Genomic DNA, 21,874 nt, shown 5'->3' with positions numbered 1-21,874 from the left:
AGACACGGAGTCTGGCAGAACTGGTTCAAAATTCGGATGAGAAGCTGGTACGTAAATATCTTTTTGAAATTCTGGAAGAGGATGAGGGACTGGAACAGAGATTCCGCAGAATCCTGATCCAACAGGAGATCGGAGTCACACAGGAACAAATTCGGCTGAAGTTACAGCAGCTGATCAACTCATATACAGAAGAGGATGGTTATGTCGCGGAAGAAGACCTGGATGACTTGTTTTCCGAGCTCTTCAGTTACCTCCACCATGAGATTCAGGGGCTTCTGGATGATCAGAAGCCAATAGACGCCTTTGAGTGTGTCGTTCATCTCATGGAGATGGTCTCAGTGATGGATGCAGAATGGTATGTCTACAATTATTGGAATTTTGATCAGGAATGTTATAACATGCTTGAAACAATCATTCAGGAGGCCGATTCAGGCAGCAAAGAGCGGCTCTTCCAATGGTTATCGGATCGTTTAGACCATTCCAATCAGGAGTTATCCCAGGCGATCAGCAATTTGTGGAATGGGTCGTTTGATGAACCACACTATTGGGAGAGAAAGCTCGTTATCAGTGAACGCCTGGCAGAAGATAGCCGGATGAATGGCCGGTCAATTATTGACGGAGAAAATGAATGGGCCATCTTGCATCTGCAACTTTTAAAGCAGATGGGAGCCTCAACCGCTGACCTGCTGTCCTATGCCAGGCGATTCTGGGACGAGCCGAAAATTCGCTCATTCATGGCTGTGGTCGAGTCAGAGAATCAGGAGTTTGACAAAGCGGAAGCGATTCTAAGGGAAAGCCTTGTTCTGGATTTGGCTTCCAAAGTCTGGCTGACCCGACATCACCTAATGTTAAAGAAAATCTTTCACCAATCATCCCAGTTGGATTCCTACCGCGAAGAGCTCCTGATCTTGTTGAAAGACTTTCTGCCAGGGGACAATACTTTGATTCAAGAGCTGAAAACAGAGGTTTCTGAAGCCGAGTGGCGGTCACTACGCAGGGATATGATTGAGAGGGTACCAGATTATGGGCTGCAGGCAAGTCTGTACTGTGAGGAAGAGATGTGGGAAGAGCTAAGCAATGTGGTCTTTCGCACCAATGATATTCATTTGCTCCGCAAATATGACTTGATTTTGATTGACCGATATCAGGAGCAGGTACTGGAGAAATACAGCGAATTACTGCGTGAAATGGCTCGAACAACGAGCAACCGGGGATATTATCGGGAGATTGCTGAATTTATCAGTTATGTGAGTCGATTGCCAGGAGGATGGCCGATTGCAGGAGAACTGCTGGAATTGTTTCAGAGGACTTACCGCAATCGCAGGGCTATGATGGATGAATTACGCCGAGTAATACAGGATTAATTCCGGAGAAAGATGAGGATCCTCCGGTCCTATAACAGAAGTCCATGATTGGGTTTCTACCATGGGTTATTCATGGATGGTTGTTTTTGCCAGGTCCGTATTAATGAAAGCAATGCCTATTTGCCCTGTGTGCCACCCCGATCACCATTGAACGGGAGGCCGGAAACTCAGACGGCGACATAACTGGATGGGCTTTTTCCAATCCGCGGATTCCGGCGCAGACCAGACTGCAGAGAATTCAGCAGTCCATTGAAACCCCGATCCCCCGGATTGTTTAATGCGGTCAGTGGACATTCAGTCCTTCGGGTCTGCCGGTTTCTGTCCTGACAGGCAAACTGGCCGCCGACCGGGTGAGTGAGCTGCTCAAATCGGTTGAATCCGGATCTGCCAAGCCATACCAATAAAGTTCAGAATGATTTAGAATGAAGGTGAGCCTGAGTGAAGGGCAGGCGGATCGAAAGTGAGCTTTGAGTAGGCGGAAAGCTGAATCTTAGGATCCGAATCCCTTTCGACTGCCAGTTCTTCAGAAGTAAGCATCCATACCATGATTTTAAAGGTTGAGTAGAATTTTTACCCGGAAAGGAGTCAACGATGGAACGATCAAAAAAAGCCTGGATCAATGCCCTTTTTTTTGCAGTAACTCTGGTATTTAACGGACTGGGTGCTGCCGGTCTGATTAATGGACTGTCACAAAAGGAAATCTCGGACAAATACATTACGCTGATCACGCCCAGTCCATCGACTTTCAGCATCTGGAGCCTGATCTACACACTGCTGCTTTTTTCCATCATCTTTATGATCCTGAAGAAAAATGATCGGTACTACCAGGAGGCAGTGGACCGGATCAGTCTGCTGTTTCGAATTTCGTGCCTGTTCAATATCCTGTGGATCGTCACCTTCTCGTTTCTCTTCATTGAACTTTCAAGTCTCTTCATCATTGGTTTCCTGGTCATCCTGAGTCTGATCTGCCGCGAACTGCTCAAGATCCAGGAAGGCCGCCGCTGGCTGCTTCCCCTGACTTTTTCGCTCTATACCGGCTGGCTCATGATTGCCACAGTGGTAAATATCGCTGCCAGCCTGGTGAAGATGAACTGGGACGGGTTTGGATTATCACTGGAGTTATGGGCCATCCTGATCCTCTCCGTGGCAGTCCTCCTCACTGGAGGGGTGGCCTATCGGCTGAGCAACGCAGCGATTCCGCTGCCGGTTGCTTGGGCATATTTCGGGATTTACCGTTTTCTCATGGCTCCTGAGGGCTTTCAGGGGAAATATCCTATGGCTCAGACTGCGGCAATTACCGGAGCGGCTCTGCTGATCGCTCTGGCAGCCATCCAGTTCTATCGCAACCGGTTCAATATACTGCCCAATGTTGAAAAAAATTTAGAATAAAGCCATCTCAGTATCGCTTGATTGCGAAGTTCCAAGGAATCCGGTAATCCTTGATTACCGGATTGCAGAATTTAAAACAGTTCAATGCAGCGTCGCATAAGGGTGAACCTCATCCGAGGTAATTTCCTTTGTATTTACTGGATCGCCTCCACGGATGTGGGGGCTTTTTGGTCTGCTTGATTGGCATTCGGGTAAGATTTCTCGTTTGCGCTCAAAGGAAAATCGCTTTTCGCCACGAATGGGATAACGTTTACAGGATAAGACGATTGGACTATAATTTAGGAGAAGAGATTGTGAAAATAAACTCATTAGGAGGTCTGAAACATGAAGCTTCAAGGTAAAGTAGCCATTGTTACCGGAGCCAGCTCCGGAATGGGACACGAAATCGCAGCGCTGTTTGCTCAGGAAGGGGCTATTGTATATGCTGTGGCCAGAAGGGCGGAGCGGTTGCAGGAACTGGCGGAAAGTATTCAGGGGCCTGGCCGGATCATTCCGCATGTCGCGGATCTGATGGAGAAAGAAGACGCTCAGTCGTTGATTGAGGCAGTCGTGAAGGATGCAGGCAAACTGGATATTCTGGTGAATAATGCCGGAATCATGGATGATTTCAGCGCGGTGGGAGATGTTGCTGATGACATGCTGGAAAAAGTGTTTGCCCTCAATACGTTTGCTCCATTTTATACCAGCCGCGGCGCGGTGAAGCAGTTCCTGGTACAGGGCGGCGGCAACATCATAAATATTGCTTCCGTCGGAGGATTGTACGGCGCCAGAGCGGGTGCGGTCTACACTGCAGCCAAGCACGCGGTCGTGGGCCTGACCAAGAATACGGGATATATGTACGCCAAAAAGAACATCCGCTGCAATGCTATCTGCCCCGGAGGCGTTGAAACGGAGATCGGCAGCGGTGACTTCATGAAAAAGGTCAACCAGGAAGGGCTGAATATCGTCATGTCCAATATCGGCGGCAATCCAAGAAACGGCAAGCCGATTGAAATTGCCCGTGTGGCACTGTTTCTGGCTTCCGACGATTCCGGCTTCATAAATGGTCAGTGCATTACGGCGGACAGCGGCTGGACTGCTTATTAGCCAGCCTCTTGTTCGAAGTTGAATTCAAGAGTTATTCGAATAATCCGGCCCGAAGGAATCGAAAATCAGGAGCGCAATCCCCCGTGAAAACAGGGGTTGCGCTCCCTTCATGAGGTTTCGTCATGTTCTTTGATCTGATCAGGCAGGAAAACAGTTCATCGCGTCAATGGTCGGTTCGTCTAAGTCCTTGGCTTAACAACATCCGCTCACAGGGATCATCTCAAAGTGATCTTGTAATGCCACCGTGCAAAATCCACGGTGAAATGCCCATCGTGCAAAACCCATCGTGCATAGCCCATAAAAGAACCATTGGGTCAAGGTCGGCTGTTTTATCTGGGGTCAGGCAGGATCGAGAGGGCGAGTCGAAGGACGGCTCATAGAACTCCGGGAAGCTGATACTCCCGACTGGGGAGAACCGGGGTATGATATAATATTGACGAAAGTTTATTTGTCTTGTGAAAGGGGAAAGAAATGAAAGTAACACTCTGTATGGGGTCGAACTGTGTAGCGATGGGGAATATGTCGATCCAGACGCAGTTGGAGGATTTAAAGGAATTCCTGTCGTGGGATTCACTGGAAATCGCATTTGAGCAATGCCTGGGTCAGTGTAAGGTCAATGAGTCGGCCAGTCCGGTTGTCATGATTGATGGTGAAGTGATTCTGTCAGCGACTTCAGAAGTTGTCATGGAAAAGGTGATGGAAGGGTATCGGCGGGAAATGCCGGAGTCTGACATCTAACCCTGACCGCAGCCAATGATAACCTTGCTCGAATAATTACCCAAGGAGTAATCAAATGTACGAAGTATATAATGACATCATTCACATCAGACGAAGAATCTTCACGGAGATCGCGCGAATTGCTTATGAAGATAAAAATCCGGGGGAGGCAATTGGGAAAGCCATCTCAGACATCATTCCGGGAGAGGTTGCCAACTATCGGGATTCGGTTTTCAAGGAGCGTGCCATCGTCGGTGAACGCCTCCGTCTGACGCTGGGACTGCCGGTAAGAAGTGCCGGTGAGCTGGGCGTACTGGCAGAAGGCATTGATGAGGCCGATGTGGCGAAGCGTTTTTACGAAGCCCCACTGGTCAATGTCATCACCTTTGCCTGCGAAGCCTGTCCGACGAAACGGCTGGAAGTCACTTCCAACTGCCGCAAGTGCATTGCGCACCCCTGCATCAATGTCTGTCCGGTAAACGCCATTACCATGGGTAAGCATCAGACCCACATTGATCAGGAGAAATGCATTAAGTGCGGCCGCTGCCGGGACGCCTGCCCCTATAACGCCATCATTCAGTATGATCGGCCCTGTGCTCAGGCCTGTGGGGTCAACGCCATCGATTCGGACCACCTGGGGCGGGCAAAGATCAATCAGGACAAATGTGTTTCCTGCGGCCAGTGCATTCAGAAGTGTCCTTTTGGCGCCATTGCAGATAAATCCGAGATTTATCAGCTGATCAAGTCCATGAAAGCCGGCGGGCGCCATCTGGCCATCGTAGCGCCGTCCTTCATTTCACAGTTTGGGCCGGTGGTCACTCCCGAGCAAATTTTCGAGGGAATCCGTCTGCTGGGCTTTGATGAAGTGATGGAAGTGGGACTGGGAGCTGATATCGAAACGATCAAGGAGGCCCGGGAATACCTGCATGAAGTTCCGGCATCCAAGCCCTACATGGGAACCTCCTGCTGTCCGTCCTGGGCAATGATGGTCAAGAAGATGTTCCCCGAGGAGGATAAGAACATATCGAGTTCGGCGACTCCGATGATTGCTACCGCTCAGCACATTAAACGGGAAGATTTCAACGCCAAAGTTACGTTTATCGGTCCCTGCATTTCCAAGAAACTGGAAGCGCTGCAGGACAATGTCAAGGACTATGTTGACTTCGTCCTCACCTATGAAGAACTCATGGGCATGTTCATTGCTAAAAGCATTGAGCTGACGGGTCTGGAAGTGAGTGCTGCCATTGATGATTCATCCAGTCTGGGACGTGGTTTTGCGGAATCGGGCGGCGTAGCCGGGGCGGTTGCGGCCGTTGTGGCTCAGCTGGAGCCTGACCGGACGGTCCTCACGGAAAAAGCCAATGGCCTCCATGAATGCGTCAAGCTGATGAAGCTCGCGAAAGCCGGCAAAAAGAATGGCTATTTACTGGAGGGAATGGCTTGTCCGGGCGGTTGCCTGGGTGGACCCGGAACACTGGCTCCGATTCTCAAAGCCCAGCGGGCACTGGCTGCCTTCAAGGAAAAAGCCGCTGCGAAATCACCATTGGATAACCCGAAAATTCAGGGGGAGTAAATCGAATGAAAACAGGAAATACCACCGGCCGCGAAACCAGATCCATGATTCTGGCGGCCTTGTTCTTAGGGATGGCCATTGTCATCCAGCTGCTTGGAAGATTCAATCCGGACTTTTCACGAGTATTCGTCGGACCGCTCATCAACGCGCTGCTACTGCTGACGGTCATTTTCTGCGGCCGCCGTTATGGCATGCTGCTGGCAGTGCTCAGTCCCATCATGGCTTTTGCCACCGGTCAGCTCAATCCGGCACTTGCTCCGTTCATTCCCTTCATCATGCTGGGCAACCTGGCGCTGGTCATCCCGTTCAGCTTCCTGCTCAGAAATCTGACAACGCAGGTCATTGGCATTGTGATTGGGTCGGGACTGAAGTTTTTCGTCATGATGATGGCTGCTCAGTATGCTGTTCCCGTCTTCGGACTCCCCATCCCGCCGGCATTGCAGCAGAGACTTCCGGTAGCCTTCGGACTTGTTCAGCTCTACGCTGCTCTGATTGGAGGAGCCATAGCTCTGGTACTTGGCAGCCTTTTGAAGAAACGGGAAAACTTTAAAAGACCCATAGAATAACAGAATAAACAGTATTTCGGCCTGAAGTACGATGCTGTCCGCTCAACGGTTGAGCGGACAGCATCGTACTTTTTTCTCGTGAATATCCTGTATAAATTTCTTTTGCTCCACAGCTCCCGAGCTCCACAGCTCAACGGCTTCAAAACTCCACAGCTCAATCAAAGGGTGATGCCATTTCAGAGCGTCGACTCGAAAGGGAAACATTGGAAGCAGATCATCTTTCGGAGAAGGAATGAAATGTTTAAGTTATTCGAACATTTTCATAGCTTAAGATGTAAATGTACGGATGACAATTATCGAGAAAAGTACTCAAACCACTAAGAAAAATGGTGTTGTATGACAAATTTTGATAGAACTATTACATAAATGTTAGTTCGGGTCGGTAAATGTCCGGTATTATTGATGAAAATGAATTTAAGTATTGGAAATACTCATTTTTTTCATATTTACGTACTTAACGGGAAAAGGGTTCAGTTGATGTATTTGCTGCAGATGCGAATCAGGAAGAGGTGAAAAGGTGGAGATCAGTTCGAAGATCTTAGGGGCTGTTGAGGAGATACGGCAGCCGATGATGTCCTTTCTGCGTGAGATCATAGCGATTCAAAGCTATGACGGCGACGAGGGAAAGGCAATGGCCCGAATCAGGGAAGAAATGGAACGGATTGGATTCGAACGGATATGGGTGGATCCCATGGGGAACCTGATGGGTTATCTGGGGCATGGTGATCATCTCATTGCGTTTGACGGTCATGTCGATACGGTATCTTGCGGCGACCTGGGAAACTGGACCTTTGATCCCTTTTCAGGATATGAGAATGCAGAGGAAATCGGTGGCCTGGGCACAACAGATCAGAAAGGCGGCGTTGCCTCCATGTTGTATGCCGGAAAAATCATGAAGGATCTGGATCTGCTGGGGAACTGCACGGTCTTGTTTGTCTGCAGCGTACAGGAAGAGGACTGTGATGGCCGTTGTTGGCAATATATCATCGAAGAGGACTGGATTCGGCCTGAGTTTGTGGTTCTGACAGAACCAAGTGACGATATGATCAGTCTCGGTCAGAGAGGGCGGGCTGAAATCCGGCTTACGACCTCAGGCGTATCTGCCCATGGTTCCCGGCCGGAGCTGGGGGTTCATGCTGTCTATAAGATGGGACCAGTGATTGGAGCAATCCAGAGGCTGAACGAAGAGCTGCCCAGTGACGGAAAGCTGGGGAAGGGCAGTGTGGCCATTTCGGAAATAGCATCCACCGCGCCTTCACGCTGCGCTGTTGCTGATTCCTGTACCGTGATCCTGGATCGCCGATTGAATTCCAGAGAAACACCGGAATTTGCACTCAAGCAGCTCAGGCAGCTGCCGGAGGTACAGGCCGCCCAGGTGGTCGTAGACATCGAACTGTATGAAGAACCCTCCTATACTGGGCTGGTTTATCCGACGGAAAAATTTTATCCGGCCTGGCTGATTCAGGAGGAAAGCCCGGTCTGTGAAAGTCTGAAGACTGCTTATGCCAGTCTGTATCGGACCCCTCCCCGGATTACGGTCTGGCCATTTTCCACTAATGGTGTTTCCATTATGGGGCGACACCAGATCCCATGCATCGGCTACGGCCCGGGATCGATTGAATTCGCTCATTCACCCGACGAAAAAGTATTCAAGAGCAGCCTGATGAAGAGTTGCGCCCTGTATGCGTCCCTGCCGGTAACATATTCGGAAATAATGAGAAAAAGAAAATAAGAAAGTATGTAATTTAAACAATGCGTGGATAAACACATAAGTAATCATTTGGATATACATATAAGTAATCACGTAGATATCCAACGAAGCATATGAGTTGATCGGGGACAATTGATTTTAAAGAACACCGGATGAAATATATTTAAGGAGGTTTGAAGAACAGTGTTGTTTCCAAGTGTTTTTTTAGATAGTACTAATCAAAAATAAGGGAGAAAAATAACATGGAAAAACTGCGCAAACTGAAAGTTCCTCACACCTTTATTATTCTCTTAGGCCTTATCATGATCGTCTCAGCACTGACTTATCTGATTCCTGCGGGAAAATACGAAAGAAATTTTGATGAAACGACCGGCCGTCAGCTGGTAGATCCTGATTCATACCATACCGTAGAAAAAAATCCCACCACCCTGGTGCAGTTCTTTGCATCTCCGGTTGATGGTATGGTAGAAGCTGGCTATGTCGTTGTTTTGACCTTCGCGGTCGGCAGTGGAGTGTTTGTTTTGGAAAAAGCCGGCGTTATTACCGGAGCGATTCAAGGCCTGACCAGAAAACTGAAAGGCAAAGGCATTTTAGTCATTCCTATTTTGATGATTATCTTTGCACTGATCGATAACTTTATCGGCATGTGTGAACTGACCATGGTTTATGTACCGATCATCCTGCCGCTGATGCTGAGTATGGGATTTGACTCCATCACGGCCGCTGCCACAGCACTGATTGGTTCCCAGATTGGTTTCTCACTGGGTGTAGCCAATCCCTTTACCACCATTATCGGTCAGAAAATTTCCGGACTGCCTCTGATGTCTGGCTGGCAATTGCGGCTGGCTGCGCAAGTTGCGTTTATGACCGTGGCTGTGATCTACGTGATCCGGTATGCCAGAAAAGTTCAGAAAGATGCCAAAAACAGCCTGATGTATGATATCGACCTGAATACCAAGCTGGAACTGGGTACTGACTCCCCCATTGAGAAGAAACTGTCCTCCCGGCAGCAGCTGGCAGGCTTGTCATCCATTGCCATCTTCGGTTTGATGGTATTTGGCGTTATTCAGTGGGGCTGGAACATGCCTCAGATCGGTGCGGCTTTCGTAGCCATCGGCATCATCGGCGGACTCATTGCCGGAATGAAAGGCGATGAAATCAGCCAGGCCTTCGTGGAAGGATCCACCAGAGTTTTGGAAGGCGCTTTGATCATCGGTGTCTCCCGCGGTATCGCAGTTGTCATGAATAATGCCCAGATTACCGATACAATCGTCCATTTCTTCGCCGGTGCGCTCCAGGGAATCCCTGCTACCTTCGCCGCTGTGGGAATGATGGTATCACAGACAATCATTGAGTTTTTCATCTCCTCCGGAAGCGGCCAGGCCGTTGCCACCATGCCGATTATGGCACCATTGGCAGATGTCATCGGCGTCACCAGACAGTCTGCCGTCCTGGCGCTGCAGTTTGGTGATGGTCTGACCAACATTCTGTACCCGGTTTCCGGATACTTTATGGCAACCATTGCTCTGGCCCGCGTGCCTTACCGGAAGTGGCTCAAATTCTTCGTTCCGCTTCTGTTAATGGAATGGGTCATGGCGATTATCGTCATGATCGTTGCCCAGCTGACTCAGTTCGGACCATTCTAAAAAGTATACTTAATATTTCCCCAGCCTCCTTCAGAGACTGTCGGATCAAAGAAATTCAGAGGAAACGGCAAAGCTGTTTCCTCTGAATTTCTTAATCTCACAATCTCTTTTTTTGCATCCGATTCCACATGCAAGGGAGAGGAGTGGAACTTAAAATGATCTTCTGATGGCCGTTAGACTGAGGAAATTCATTGAGACGGTCCGATCAGATTGACCCTCCCAGGAGATGGTGCTATGATGCGCATAAAATACTTTGGTAATCTGAAATTGTAAGGAGTGTCATCATGAATATTAAGTTCATCCAAACGGAATACTCTGTTCGGGATGGGGGGCACTACACCCCTGGTGTCGTCCATAACGGTACGCTCTACGTGTCAGGTCAGTTGTCCATAAATCCCGTTACCGGTCTGCGTCCTGAGGGCGGAATCAAGGCAGAAGCTTTGCAGGCATTGAAAAACCTTGATCTGGTCCTGGGTTCCGCCGGAGTCAGCCGGGAGCAGGTTTTAAGTTGCCGCATCTACATCACTGATGTTGCATACTGGGGGGAAGTCAACGAAGTTTACTCCAAGTTCTTTGACGGACACAAACCGGCTCGGATCGTCATCCCAACTGGACCGCTCTATGCTGGCTGTCTGGTTGAGATTGAGGCGATCGCGGCCATCGGAGGATAAGTCATGCGATACATGCAGTTGGATACCCCCTCGGTCATTATTGACCGAGAGATAATGATGAGCAATCTGGATCGGATGCAGTCTTATGCGGACAGCCGGCAGGTAGCGCTCCGGCCGCACACCAAGACCCACAAAATCCCGCAGATCGCCCGCATGCAGGAACTGCGGGGAGCCAGGGGCATCACCGTGGCAAAAGTGGGGGAGGCTGAGGTGATGGCAGAGCATGGGCTTCGAGATATTTTTATCGCCAATGAAATTGTGGGGGAAGCCAAATTCAGACGCATTATCAAACTGATGGAGTCGGGCGTGCATCTGACTTTCGGGCTGGACTCTGTCGAACAGGCAGCCCTCATTCAAAATGCGTTCCGGGACAGCGGTCACAAAGCCCAAACGATTGTTGAAATCGAAGTAGGCGAGAACCGTTCCGGCATGATCGAGGAAACAGAGTTCCGTGATCTGCTGAACTATGTCCGGACCCAGGCTCCGGACATAGCGATCACGGGGGTATTCTCCCATGATGGCAGTTCCTACAATGCGAAGGATCTGGCCGAATGCAGGCAGATCCACCTGGATGCCCAAGTTCGTACGCTGCGTTTTGCACAGATCGCCCGCACCATGGGTTTTGAAATGGAGACGGTGAGTATCGGCTCCACGCCATCGCTGCTGCAGGATTTCCCCATCCTGGAAGGCGTCACCGAAATTCGCCCCGGAACCTACGCTCTGATGGATGCCTCCATGGCAAGTGTCCATGGCAGCCTGGACATGTGCGCGGCAACAGTGCTGGCTACGGTGATCAGCCGCCCTACATCCGAACGGGTCATCCTGGATGTCGGCGCCAAAGGCATTACGATGCAAACCCGCCGCGTTGGAATTACTGCCGTTGAGGGCATGGGCATCATCAAACAGTTCCCGGATGTACACATTTTTGATGTCTTTGATGAGCACGCCATTATCTACAGCAAGAAGTTTCGCGACGCGGTCAGGGTGGGGGACAAGGTGGAGATCATTCCGGTCCATGTCTGTCCTATGATGAACCTGCACGAGGAAGTCTATATGGTATCCAACGGAGAAGTCGTGGAGGTCTGTCCCATCGCCGGACGCGGCAGGCTCCGATAGCGATGATGTCTGAAGTTATTTGAATCTCCTGTGCTGCGGCAAGAAGAACCGTCACCCATTCCTTGGTTGAGGGTTTTCCTTGCTGCAGCAAAGTTTTTTTGATTACACGGTCGGGGGCGTTCCCGCGAGCGAATACTAGTGGATCTTGAGTTGGATGGGCATGGTTTATGACATCTGGTTCCTTCTGTCATCCAGCTGCAGCCTCCTGGGTTGGAAGTAGGAATCAAAAAATACCGCCATCCGGGAGGATTGGCGGTATAAAGCAAGTGGTGGGACGGGAGGACGAGTCCCGTCCGGTTAACCTGGGAGGTATGCGGTCGGACCGCGAGGGATTTCGGAGCCGGTTAGAAGTTGACTTCTGTGCCGTAATAAGTACAGGTCAGAAGTTGTTCCATGGCAATGGGATCAATCGGTCTGGGATTAGAGCCGGTGCAGGCGTCACCCACGGCGAGTTCTGCAATGCGGGAGAGTTTTTCTTTAAACTCCGATTCCTGAATGCCGAATTCCTGCAGGGTGTGGGGGATATTCAGCAGCGTGTTGAACTCATGGATTTTATTGCAAAGGCTGTTGATCAGGGCTTCGTTGGACACTCCAGCCAGTCCCATGCGGCGGGCAATTGCGGCATAACGGCCTGCAGCCACCGGATTTTTGGCATTATAGCGGATGACAAAGGGGAGATAGATGGCATTGGCACAGCCGTGAGGAATATGTCCGGTCGAGAAGGCCGCACCGGTTTTATGTGCCATGGAGTGAACAATTCCAAGCAGGGCATTGGAGAAGGACATACCTGCCAGGCATTGCGCGTAGTGCATCTGTTCCCGGGCACCCTGATTGTTCTGATAGGAGGCCGGCAGGTAATCCAGAACCATCTCAATGGCCTGGAGAGCCAGCGGATCCGTAAAGGGATTGTTCAGGGTGGAAACATAGGCCTCGATGGCGTGAGTCAGGGCATCCATTCCGGTATAAGCCACCTGGGTCAGGGGCAGATGTTCAACCAGTTCCGGATCCAAAATCGCAACATCAGGCGTTATATTGAAATCAGCCAGCGGGTATTTTACGCCGGTCGCATAGTTTGTGATGACTGAGAAGGCAGTAACTTCAGTGGCGGTTCCCGAAGTGGTTGGGATAGCGGCAAATCTGGCCTTTTGTCTGAGTTGCGGGAAGTTGAAGGGGATAATCAGATCCTCAAAGGTAGTCTCAGGGTATTCATAGAATGCCCACATCGCCTTGGCGGCATCAATCGGTGAGCCCCCGCCCATGGATACGATCCAGTCCGGCTGGAATTCCCGCATTGCCTCAGCACCGCGCATAACGGTTTCCACCGATGGATCCGGCTCTACTCCTTCAAACAGCCGAACTTCCATTCCGGCTTCTTCCAGGTAACCCACGGCCCGATCAAGAAATCCCTGCTTTTTCATCGAGCTTCCCCCGACTACCAGTATGGCTCTTGTGCCTTTCAAGTTCTTCAGTTCTGACAATGTTCCTTTTCCGTGATAGAGGTCTCTGGGCAAAGTAAATCGACTCATTGTAGTTACTCCTTTGTTAAGATAAATATTTAACAATAGAATACCACTGCGTTCAGAATATAACAATTGTGCACAATTTAACATCTGATTGTTATGAACCGCGTTTTTTCCTTTAATTTCGAATTGATTAGCTGAAAGTGATATAAAGTGTATAAATCACTGGCTTTCATCTCATTTCTTTAAAAAAATCATATTTGCTGGAGATAAATATTTCTCTGTGAGCTCAGGTAAAATCAAGTGCGAAAAAAATAACAGCTGGAATCATTGGTGCGTTAGCGAAAAACTGGTTGGATGTATAATAAAACAGTGAAGTATAAAATTGATACAGGTTTTATAGTATATTTGCAGCGAATGGGGAAGGCGAATATTTCATCAGATTGCTGGCTTCCATTCAATTGGTAATGTGTCGGTTGCGTTCAGGGTGGTTTGTTCGAACGGCTGAAGATGCCTTCGAAAGAAGTGGGTTGCAAAAACTTTTTCTAAGTGATAATTATTATCAATGGAGATTATGAGGTTTTTGGCATACGCAGGTTATTTGTGCAAACAAGATGTTGAAAAGGCGGATATATTATCGGATTATCAATGGAAATTCCGATTTATAACTGTTATTATCTGACTGGTGTAACTAGTAAAATAAAGTATACCAATTTCGGCCATCAGAAAGGGACCAGTTTTCGCCAGAAAGTATACCACTTTGTGCCACTAAGGAGCCCACTTTCATCTGTTGTATGGTAACCTCTAGGGTATCAATGACCATGGAGGATTTTCAATAAATGAAGGAGTTTTCAATGTACAGTAAGATTAAAAACCTGGAGCGTATTGGGTTCACTCAACGGCAGATTGCCAGAGTCCTCAATATTAACCGTAAGACCGTCGCTAAATACCGAGCAATGCCCTTGGACGAGTTTATGGACTATCTTTCTGCCAACCGCAAGCTTAGCTCACTGGACGAGCTCAAACCAGTCATTCTTGATTGGCTTTACGCTTTTCCCAGCATGACAGCTGCTCAGGTCCATGACTGGATTTTGGAACACTACCCGGAAAGAGAGACGTCCGAACGAACGGTCAGCCGCTATGTTAAAAACCTCAGGCTTGATTTCGGAATCCCTAAATCAGCGCCAGGCAGGTGCTACGAGGCTGTGGACGAACTGCCAATGGGCCATCAGATGCAGCTGGACTTCGGCGTCAGGAACATGCCCTTGCCGGATCGGCAAGGTTCCCGCAAGGTATACTTTGTGGGGATGGTTCTGGCTCACTCCCGATACAAATGGGGCTATTTCCAGACTCGACCGTTTACCTCCATCGATTTAGTCCGAGCCATGACTCGCGGATTCCAATTCTTTCGGGGATCCCTAAGGAGATCGCTGTGGATCAGGACAGCATCATTGTCGTCAGTGAGAACAAAGGCGACATCATCTTCACTCATGAGTTTGAGCAGTTTAAAAACCAGATGGGCCTGAATATCTGGGTCTGTCATAAAGCCGATCCAGAGTCCAAGGGGATGGTGGAGAGCACCGTTAAGTTCGTGAAGCGCAACTTCCTGCCCCATCGTTTCTTCATGGAGGAAGAGGATCTCAACGAATCATTTCTGGCCTGGCTGGCGCGGACTGGGAACGCCAAAGTCCATGGAACGACAAAAAAAGTACCGGCTCAAGTGTTTGAATTGGAACGCGAACACTTGCGAGCGGTACAGTCTAAAATAAATAACCTTAGCCCAAGTATAATGCGAACGGTCCGGAAAGACAACACCATTCTCTACAACAGCAATCGGTATTCTCTCCCTCAGGGAACATACACAAAACACCCGGAAGTGACTGTTACCGCCACCCAGGACGAGCTGGCCATCTATGATGCCTTCGGCAATGATCTTCTGGCTAGGCACTCCATCAGCCCTTTGCGCGGCACTCTGATCAAACTGACCGAGCACCGCAGAGACAAGTCGGCTTCTTTGGATAAGCTGGAAGGCCAGATTCTCGAAGGGTTGGACAGCTTAGTCACTGACCAGTGGAAGGCATACCTGCGAAAAATTCGCGAGCACAAGCCTCGATACTATCGAGATCACCTGACGATGCTCAGACAACTGACCTTGGAACTGCCATTTCCGACACTGGAAGAAGCGATGCACTACTGCGCTGATCGTGAGCTGTACAGCATCAATGACCTGAAAAGCGCTGCCGAATATATTGGCCAGCAAGCCACAGTGGTTCAGCCTCCACTACTGGAGATCCAGCCCATCAGCAATCCCACCATCGTAAATCTGAACACCCAAAAGCGAAAACTCTCGGACTATCAGTATCTGGGAGGTGACACCCATGAATAAGACCCAGCAATCCGTTGTGCGGCTTGCCACCGCTATGCGGCTCAAGCCGCTAAATTTCCACGACTTGTTCCGGGATGGGCTGACGCCCCTGGAGAGCGTCGAGGTCTACCTCCAAGCCCAGTTACACCTCAAGGAGGAGCGCACCACTCAACTTCGGCTCAAGCGCTCGAATCTTCCCGTTAAGAAAACCCTCAAAGAGTTTGACTTTGGCTTCCAGCGCAGCGTCACCCGAGAGCAGATGCTCCGGTTGACTGACTGCTCCTGGATCGACGAGGCCTATAACATCATGTTTCTGGGGCCGCCCAGCGTGGGCAAGACTCATCTTGCGACCGCATTGGCCTATGAGGCCCTGGAACGGGGCTACAGTGTGTCATTTGTCAGCCTGGATGATTTAATCCGGCAACTTAAGACAGCAGACATCGCACCCTCCTCCAAACGGAGAGTGAACTACTACAGCAAATGCGACCTGGTGGTGATTGATGAGGTGGGCTTCCTTCCCGTTAACAATGCGGAGGCAAACCTGTTTTTTCGGTTTGTCAGCTCAATGCACGAGAAGACCTCCCTGGTAATCACCTCGAACAAGGGATTCAATGAATGGGCTGGCTTTCTGGGTGACGAGGTGATCACCACCGCCATTCTGGATCGACTGGTCTTCAAGTGTGAGATCTTCAACATGAGTGGAGATGGCTACCGGCTGAAGCACCGCAAATCAATTTTATAGTCTAAACCTAACATCAACAGAAAGTGGGTGGAAAACTGGTATACTTTCTGGCGAAAATTGGCTTATTTTACTTGACTGCTTACAACTGGACTGTTAAGATAAACCAGAACAAAAAAACTAAAGAAAAAGGACTGTGTATGGAAAAGAAAAAAATAGGTCTGGTACCAAAACTAGTCATCGCGATCATTTTAGGTGTTATTGTCGGTCAGCTGAACTTCATTCCTGAGTTTCTGCTTCGGATTCCGATCACTTATTCCAAAATTTTCAGCAGCATTCTCTCCTTTGTCATTCCCCTGATGATCCTTGGTTTCGTCATTGTAGGCATAGCGGATCTGACCGAGGGAGCCGGGAAGCTGCTCGGCGTCACGACAATTCTGGCCTATGGGTCAACCCTTCTGGCCGGTACGGTTGCCTACCTGGTGGCTACCAGTGTATTCCCCTCGTTCATCAGCCAGGACCTGGTGGAAAAGCTGACGGAAACAGGCGCTGAACTGACACCGCTGTTCTCCATCCCGCTGGCCCCGCTGCTCGATGTCACAGGCGCTATCGTGTTTGCGTTTATGTTCGGAATCGGTATTTCATGGCTCAGAAGCCAGGGACGCGGGGAAACCATTTACCATATCTTCTCTGATTTCGGCGCGATTATCACGAAGATCCTGAATACGCTGATCATTCCGGGCCTGCCGCTGTATATCTTCGGAAACTTCCTGAACCTGAGCTACTCCGGATCGGTCTTTACGGTGTTGTCCATCTTCTGGAAAGTTTTCGTCATCATCATCATCCTGCATATTCTCTACATCATCGCTCAGTTCTTCATTGCCGGAGCGATCGGACGCAAGAACCCGGTTCGAATGATTAAAAACCAGATTCCCGGCTACATCACTGCCATCGGAACCCAGTCCTCCGCGGCAACGATTCCGGTCAACGTGGAATGCGCCAAGAAGAACGGTGTTTCCAAGCAGATTCGTGACTTTGTGGTTCCGCTGTGCGCCACAATCCATCTGTCAGGCAGCATCATCACCATTACCAGCATTGTTACTGCGGTATTGCTGATGTATGGACTGCCTCACGGCTTCGGACTCATGATGGGCTTCATCGCGATGCTCGGCATCGCTATGGTCGCGGCACCGGGAGCTCCGGGTGGAGCCATTATGAGCGCGCTGCCCTTTGTTTCCCTGGTCGGCATTGATCCGACCGGGACTCTGGGACAGCTTCTGATCACCCTGTATCTGACCCAGGACAGCTTCGGTACGGCCTGCAACGTTTCCGGCGATAATGCCATTGCGGTGGTTGTTGACGAATACTATCACCGATTCATCGCTAAAGGAAAACCGGAACTTGAAGTCGAGGATGATGAAATGACGGTCGAGATCTAAGGTCTTACCGACTACTACGCATGTAATAGCAAAAGCAGAAAGACAGAGAGTATCCACGCTCTCTGTCTTTTGTCATCGATGACATGAAATCCCGGATCTCATTCCCCAGGGGAGAGATCCGGGATTTCTTGCTTTGAACCTACGTTCCCGGAATCTATAACGATGGTGGAGTTATTCCCAACGACAGGAATAGCTCCTTCTGTTTTTTTGTCACTTCACCAATGACTTTTCCGACCTCAGGTGCCTGAAACACTTCAATGAGGTCCACTTCATCCAGTACTCCCTGGAGCGTCCATCGATCGAATAGCTTCGCTTCCTGCATCTTCTTTTTCAAGTAGGACAAGTAGATTAATGCGATAAACCCTACAAATAGCTTGCCATCAAGGGCAAGTTCGGAAGAAACCTGCATTCGTCTGAAGTTTAGACGATCTTTCAAATTGCCGAATCCTTTCTCCACAATGTCTTTGCTGCGGTACAGACAGAGCGCTTCGAAGGGATCGCGAACATCGTTGGACAGCATCGCAAAATAGCCATAGTTGCGGATTTCAGCCTTCATGACGTCTTCCTTTGCCGTTACCTTGACTCCACGCTTTGGTGTTTCGACGACATCAAAGTATTTGGCATAATCTTTGGCGTGATAGTCTTTGCGTTCGTTATGGGTCAGTTCATAGTAGAGCTGCGTGTATAGTTCATTCTGGTCCACTCGGTCCTTTGCGGCTTTCTCATCGTTATAGAACAGGTGCAGGTATGCCCGGCGTTTTTCGGTCAATACGTCGCCCTTACGGGGACGATCCTGCGTATACTCCCATTCGATGGAACGGCAGATCCCATACGTGCCAAATTGAGGATCCAGGTTGCTCCAAAGCTGCAGATTGTCCCGTTCTTGTTCCAGGACCTCTTTCACGTAGTTCAGATTCAAGCGCAGGCCGATCAGAAACTTCTGATGGCTCTGATAGACCCAGTTGATGTTCTCTTTGCTGTAGAACCCCCGATCCAGGACCATGTTGACTTTCTGATACCCCATCACATCAAACTCCTGCATCAGTCGCTTGATGGTTTTCACATCCGTGATGTTACCGGGGAGTTTGCGGTAATAGAATGGTAATCCGGATTCCTCGCCAAACAGCAGAGCCAGGTTGAACTGAGGCAGTCGGTCGCCTTCCTTGTTCTTGCCCATCTTAACCTGCGCCAGGGTGTCTGAGTAACTGGAGATGGAGGTTGTATCAAATGCCCAATATTCCTTCTCGATTCGACGCTTGCCTTGTTTCTTGAAGAAGTTCATCCGCTGATCTTCTGTGATGCTCTGAAACAGCTCACTGGAGCGCTGTGAGGCAATATCTTTACCGAAGGGATGGCGATGCAGTCTGTGCCAATGACTGAACCGGGACAGGGAATTATTCTCCTCCATGATCAGATAGTAGGCCAAAGAGAGGATCTGTTTGTATTCGTTGGGAAAGCAAAGCTTCAAGTCTTGTTCCACACCAGTCTCCTTGCCAATTTGATCCATCAAGTAGGAAGCCCCCATGAACTTTCGTTCGGTGTTCAAAACAGGAATAGGGCCCTGCTTGGGTTTTTCAGAAGGCTCAGCTGCCCGCTTGCGATAAGGGCGAGTCTCCACGATCTCACCGGTCACGGGGTCTACTTTACCAATCAATTTGCGGGTAGCTCGGGACTGTTTTTTCTCTGGATCCCAATATGGCTTGTTATCATACGCGTAGGTGATTCCAGTCTTCTGATTTTTGCTATAAATGATGCCCATAAGTTTCACCGCCTCGTTCTAATTATAATATGTAACGATGTTGAAGTCAAGAAAAAAGTACCAAAAACCATTGATTTTCAACACTTCCAGGATTTTTCATCGTTACATAGTTCGGGAACGTAGGTTTGAACGATTGCTGCTTTGCTTTTTTTCGATAACCCCGGACTTTGTCTGGAGCTGAGACAGAAATTCGTTCGGAGGGTTGGCTCGAAAGATAGTTATGAGCAATGGGTTTCGAGAATAAGTTTTGCGGAATGGATCAGTGGAATCATTCCCCAGGAACTGTCCGGCACTCGGCTGCCAGCAGCAGGTTCAGGAGCGCGGCTCCGTGGTGGCTTCTGGGATCGATGCCGGTCTGCTGGTGCAGGCGGTCCAGGCGGTATTTCAGGGTATTGCGGTGAATGAACAGTGCGGCGGCGGTATCGCCGGGGCTGAGGTTATGCCGGGAAAAACTGGCAAAAGTTTCGCGAAGCTCCGGTGACAGCGGACGAAGTCGCTGCAGATTTTGTCGAAGCCAGGCTTGATGCACATCACCGGGATCGGCCAGGTGGTCAAATAGCAGTTCAAAGTCAGCGCAACCCAAGCCGTCTTTGCGGCGGCGAAGCTTAAGGTCCAGCAAGTGGTTCAGAACCGAAATGCCAGGATCTGCCGGTACAGCGTCACCATACTGGTACACGGCATCCGGGGACAGATAGAGGTTTTCGGTCAGAGCCCAGATCAGGCCTTCGGCCAGTTCCTTCGGTTCGTCGGTCTGAGACAGGACAAGGATCCGGTCCGATCCGGCAGGGGAGAGATTCAGGCCCTCGGAAAAGTTCTGGATCAGGGCAGCCACTTCCGGCTGGTAAGAGACAGCGGCCAGCATGGCAAAATTGGGGGAAGCCGAAGATCTGCCTGCCTTTGAAACAGGGGAAACCGGGGGCGGCATATTGCCTCCCCCGGACGGTGCGGTCACGGATTGGAACGATCCCCTGGCTTTCTTCATGACTGGCTCCTAAAAGTAGGTTTCTTCGGTATCCGGGTCAAACACATGGACTTTGCTTTCATTCAGGGCGATTTGGACGGTTTCCCCGGGGCGGATTCTGGTATTGCCGTTGACCCGGGCGGTGATGGCATTCTCGCCGTGCTTGAAGTAGAGGTAGGATTCGGCTCCCATGATTTCGGTTACTTCCGCCATCACCGGGAAAACGGTGGAGGCATGCTGCTCCAGAAATTCCGGTTCATAGCCGATGGCCTCCGGTCTTACTCCAATTATAACCTCTTTTCCGCTCAAATCATGGTTTTTCAGAAGGTCGGATTTTTCCCGGGTGAGCGGAATCAGGACTTCGCCATATTGCAGAGCAAGCTGATCCCCCTGGGGAACCACCCGGCCTTTGAGGAAGTTGATCTGTGGTGAGCCGATGAAGCCGGCAACAAACATGTTGGCCGGGTGCTCATAGATCTCCTGAGGGGCATTTACCTGCTGGATCAGTCCGTCCTTCATGACGACGATCCGGTCACCCATGGTCATGGCTTCGGTCTGGTCATGGGTGACATAGATAAAGGTGGTCTGCAGTCGCTGATGGAGTTTGGAGATTTCTGTCCGCATCTGAACCCGAAGCTTGGCATCGAGGTTGGACAGTGGTTCATCCATCAGGAATACGTTCGGGTCCCGGACAATGGCCCGGCCCAGGGCAACGCGCTGGCGCTGGCCGCCGGAGAGGGCTTTCGGCTTGCGCTTGAGCAGGTGTTCGATGTCAAGGATTTTCGCGGCTTCGGCCACCTTCTGTTCAATGACCTCTTTCGAAATCTTGCGCAGCTTGAGTCCGAACGCCATATTTTCAAATACAGTCATGTGCGGGTACAGGGCGTAGTTCTGAAACACCATCGCGATGTCCCGATCTTTGGGATCTACGTCATTGATGATCCGATCCCCGATTTTGATGGTGCCTTCGGAGATGTCTTCCAGACCGGCAATCATCCGGAGGGTCGTGGATTTGCCGCAGCCGGAAGGCCCGACCAGGATGATGAATTCCTTGTCGGCGATGGTGAGATTGAAGTCCTTGACGGCGTATACGTTCCCTTTATATACCTTATTGATGTGAGACAGTTCTACACTGGCCATTTTTTCACACTTCCTTTGCTTGATTGTCCCCATCATACGCCAGGCCAGAAGGACTTGCCTATTGGTCATATGCACAAAAAGCGTCGGGCCGATGATGCGGCTGAATCCAGAAAGAGTTTGGGATCAAGGTAAATTTCGACTTGATTCGTAAATGAACAAAAAAACCGCGGAATAATATGCGTTTAAAATCAATATTGCGGGATTTCGACCTGATTTTGATGTATATTAATAA

Annotated in this window: 18 protein-coding genes; 14 read left to right on the top strand and 4 right to left on the bottom strand. The window is 49.8% G+C overall.

All coding sequences use genetic code 11. The features are described 5' to 3' along the window. Nucleotides 1-338: 338 nt before the first annotated feature. The 10 genes from P6M73_RS13155 (at nt 339) to P6M73_RS13110 (ending at nt 11,839) form a co-directional block, all read left to right on the top strand. Nucleotides 339-1,364 carry a hypothetical protein gene (locus tag P6M73_RS13155; RefSeq protein WP_277853491.1) on the top strand — a complete coding sequence of 342 codons (1,026 nt, stop codon included), beginning with the start codon at nt 339-341 and terminating at the stop codon, nt 1,362-1,364. A 591-nt stretch (nt 1,365-1,955) separates the two neighbouring features. After that, the gene (locus P6M73_RS13150; protein WP_277853490.1) at nt 1,956-2,753 is read left to right on the top strand and encodes a tryptophan-rich sensory protein; all 798 of its coding nucleotides are present in this window, start codon (nt 1,956-1,958) and stop codon (nt 2,751-2,753) included. A 324-nt stretch (nt 2,754-3,077) separates the two neighbouring features. Continuing rightward, complete coding sequence (locus tag P6M73_RS13145) at nt 3,078-3,839, top strand: SDR family NAD(P)-dependent oxidoreductase (protein WP_277853489.1); 762 nt, start codon at nt 3,078-3,080, stop codon at nt 3,837-3,839. Between the two features lie 471 nt (nt 3,840-4,310). Then, entirely contained in the window at nt 4,311-4,577 is a 267-nt protein-coding gene (locus P6M73_RS13140; protein ID WP_277853488.1) for a thioredoxin domain-containing protein, read from the top strand. Between the two features lie 55 nt (nt 4,578-4,632). Further along, nucleotides 4,633-6,129 (top strand): 4Fe-4S dicluster domain-containing protein, encoded by a 1,497-nt coding sequence (locus tag P6M73_RS13135; protein WP_277853487.1) that lies wholly within the window; start codon nt 4,633-4,635, stop codon nt 6,127-6,129. 5 nt (nt 6,130-6,134) lie between these two features. Continuing rightward, entirely contained in the window at nt 6,135-6,695 is a 561-nt protein-coding gene (locus tag P6M73_RS13130; protein WP_277853486.1) for an ECF transporter S component, read from the top strand. 517 nt (nt 6,696-7,212) lie between these two features. Beyond that, nucleotides 7,213-8,427: a YgeY family selenium metabolism-linked hydrolase gene (locus tag P6M73_RS13125; RefSeq protein WP_277853485.1), complete on the top strand. Its 1,215-nt coding sequence runs from the start codon at nt 7,213-7,215 to the stop codon at nt 8,425-8,427. A gap of 221 nt (nt 8,428-8,648) precedes the next feature. Next, the gene (locus P6M73_RS13120) at nt 8,649-10,052 is read left to right on the top strand and encodes a YfcC family protein (protein WP_277853484.1); all 1,404 of its coding nucleotides are present in this window, start codon (nt 8,649-8,651) and stop codon (nt 10,050-10,052) included. Between the two features lie 284 nt (nt 10,053-10,336). Beyond that, nucleotides 10,337-10,723 carry a RidA family protein gene (locus P6M73_RS13115; protein ID WP_277853483.1) on the top strand — a complete coding sequence of 129 codons (387 nt, stop codon included), beginning with the start codon at nt 10,337-10,339 and terminating at the stop codon, nt 10,721-10,723. A gap of 3 nt (nt 10,724-10,726) precedes the next feature. Beyond that, entirely contained in the window at nt 10,727-11,839 is a 1,113-nt protein-coding gene (locus tag P6M73_RS13110; RefSeq protein WP_277853482.1) for an alanine racemase, read from the top strand. A 344-nt stretch (nt 11,840-12,183) separates the two neighbouring features. On the opposite strand, the gene P6M73_RS13105 is transcribed toward P6M73_RS13110, so the two are convergent. Then, nucleotides 12,184-13,365, bottom strand: coding sequence for an iron-containing alcohol dehydrogenase (locus tag P6M73_RS13105; protein ID WP_277853481.1), 1,182 nt, complete (start codon nt 13,363-13,365; stop codon nt 12,184-12,186). 788 nt (nt 13,366-14,153) lie between these two features. Here P6M73_RS13105 and P6M73_RS13100 point away from each other — a divergent pair. The 4 genes from P6M73_RS13100 to P6M73_RS13085 all read left to right on the top strand — a co-directional run bounded on the left by P6M73_RS13100 (nt 14,154) and on the right by P6M73_RS13085 (nt 17,782). Further along, on the top strand, nt 14,154-14,825 hold the full coding sequence (locus P6M73_RS13100; RefSeq protein WP_277853480.1) for a hypothetical protein: 672 nt from the start codon (nt 14,154-14,156) through the stop codon (nt 14,823-14,825). Further along, complete coding sequence (locus tag P6M73_RS13095; protein ID WP_277853479.1) at nt 14,732-15,685, top strand: Mu transposase domain-containing protein; 954 nt, start codon at nt 14,732-14,734, stop codon at nt 15,683-15,685. The genes P6M73_RS13100 and P6M73_RS13095 overlap by 94 nt, the downstream gene beginning before the upstream one ends. Next, the gene (istB, locus tag P6M73_RS13090) at nt 15,678-16,406 is read left to right on the top strand and encodes an IS21-like element helper ATPase IstB (protein ID WP_277853478.1); all 729 of its coding nucleotides are present in this window, start codon (nt 15,678-15,680) and stop codon (nt 16,404-16,406) included. Before P6M73_RS13095 ends, istB begins: the two co-directional genes overlap by 8 nt. 137 nt (nt 16,407-16,543) lie before the next feature. After that, the gene (locus tag P6M73_RS13085; protein WP_277853477.1) at nt 16,544-17,782 is read left to right on the top strand and encodes a dicarboxylate/amino acid:cation symporter; all 1,239 of its coding nucleotides are present in this window, start codon (nt 16,544-16,546) and stop codon (nt 17,780-17,782) included. A gap of 154 nt (nt 17,783-17,936) precedes the next feature. Here P6M73_RS13085 and P6M73_RS13080 read toward each other — a convergent pair whose 3' ends face one another. The 3 genes from P6M73_RS13080 to P6M73_RS13070 form a co-directional block, all read right to left on the bottom strand. Beyond that, nucleotides 17,937-19,541, bottom strand: a complete 1,605-nt coding sequence (locus tag P6M73_RS13080; protein WP_277853476.1) for an IS1634 family transposase — start codon at nt 19,539-19,541, stop codon at nt 17,937-17,939. Nucleotides 19,542-19,809: 268 nt separating this feature from the next. Beyond that, nucleotides 19,810-20,523, bottom strand: a complete 714-nt coding sequence (locus P6M73_RS13075) for a PucR family transcriptional regulator (protein WP_277853475.1) — start codon at nt 20,521-20,523, stop codon at nt 19,810-19,812. 9 nt (nt 20,524-20,532) lie between these two features. Then, nucleotides 20,533-21,642: an ABC transporter ATP-binding protein gene (locus P6M73_RS13070; RefSeq protein ID WP_277853474.1), complete on the bottom strand. Its 1,110-nt coding sequence runs from the start codon at nt 21,640-21,642 to the stop codon at nt 20,533-20,535. Nucleotides 21,643-21,874: the final 232 nt, after the last annotated feature.

The sequence above is a fragment of the Anaerococcoides asporogena genome (assembly GCF_029590275.1).
Classification (GTDB): domain Bacteria; phylum Bacillota; class Clostridia; order Clostridiales; family Clostridiaceae; genus JG1575.
This window is presented reverse-complemented; position numbering and strand designations above follow the sequence as displayed.

Bases quoted from the DNA above. Each gene is read 5' to 3' on its own strand.
- P6M73_RS13150 (WP_277853490.1), top strand. From the start codon at position 1,956: ATGGAACGATCAAAAAAAGCCTGGATCAATGCCCTTTTTTTTGCAGTA.
- P6M73_RS13145 (WP_277853489.1), top strand. From the start codon at position 3,078: ATGAAGCTTCAAGGTAAAGTAGCCATTGTTACCGGAGCCAGCTCCGGA.
- P6M73_RS13140 (WP_277853488.1), top strand. From the start codon at position 4,311: ATGAAAGTAACACTCTGTATGGGGTCGAACTGTGTAGCGATGGGGAAT.
- P6M73_RS13135 (WP_277853487.1), top strand. From the start codon at position 4,633: ATGTACGAAGTATATAATGACATCATTCACATCAGACGAAGAATCTTC.
- P6M73_RS13130 (WP_277853486.1), top strand. From the start codon at position 6,135: ATGAAAACAGGAAATACCACCGGCCGCGAAACCAGATCCATGATTCTG.
- P6M73_RS13120 (WP_277853484.1), top strand. From the start codon at position 8,649: ATGGAAAAACTGCGCAAACTGAAAGTTCCTCACACCTTTATTATTCTC.
- P6M73_RS13115 (WP_277853483.1), top strand. From the start codon at position 10,337: ATGAATATTAAGTTCATCCAAACGGAATACTCTGTTCGGGATGGGGGG.
- P6M73_RS13110 (WP_277853482.1), top strand. From the start codon at position 10,727: ATGCGATACATGCAGTTGGATACCCCCTCGGTCATTATTGACCGAGAG.
- P6M73_RS13105 (WP_277853481.1), bottom strand. From the start codon at position 13,365: ATGAGTCGATTTACTTTGCCCAGAGACCTCTATCACGGAAAAGGAACA.
- P6M73_RS13100 (WP_277853480.1), top strand. From the start codon at position 14,154: ATGTACAGTAAGATTAAAAACCTGGAGCGTATTGGGTTCACTCAACGG.
- istB (WP_277853478.1), top strand. From the start codon at position 15,678: ATGAATAAGACCCAGCAATCCGTTGTGCGGCTTGCCACCGCTATGCGG.
- P6M73_RS13085 (WP_277853477.1), top strand. From the start codon at position 16,544: ATGGAAAAGAAAAAAATAGGTCTGGTACCAAAACTAGTCATCGCGATC.
- P6M73_RS13080 (WP_277853476.1), bottom strand. From the start codon at position 19,541: ATGGGCATCATTTATAGCAAAAATCAGAAGACTGGAATCACCTACGCG.
- P6M73_RS13075 (WP_277853475.1), bottom strand. From the start codon at position 20,523: ATGAAGAAAGCCAGGGGATCGTTCCAATCCGTGACCGCACCGTCCGGG.
- P6M73_RS13070 (WP_277853474.1), bottom strand. From the start codon at position 21,642: ATGGCCAGTGTAGAACTGTCTCACATCAATAAGGTATATAAAGGGAAC.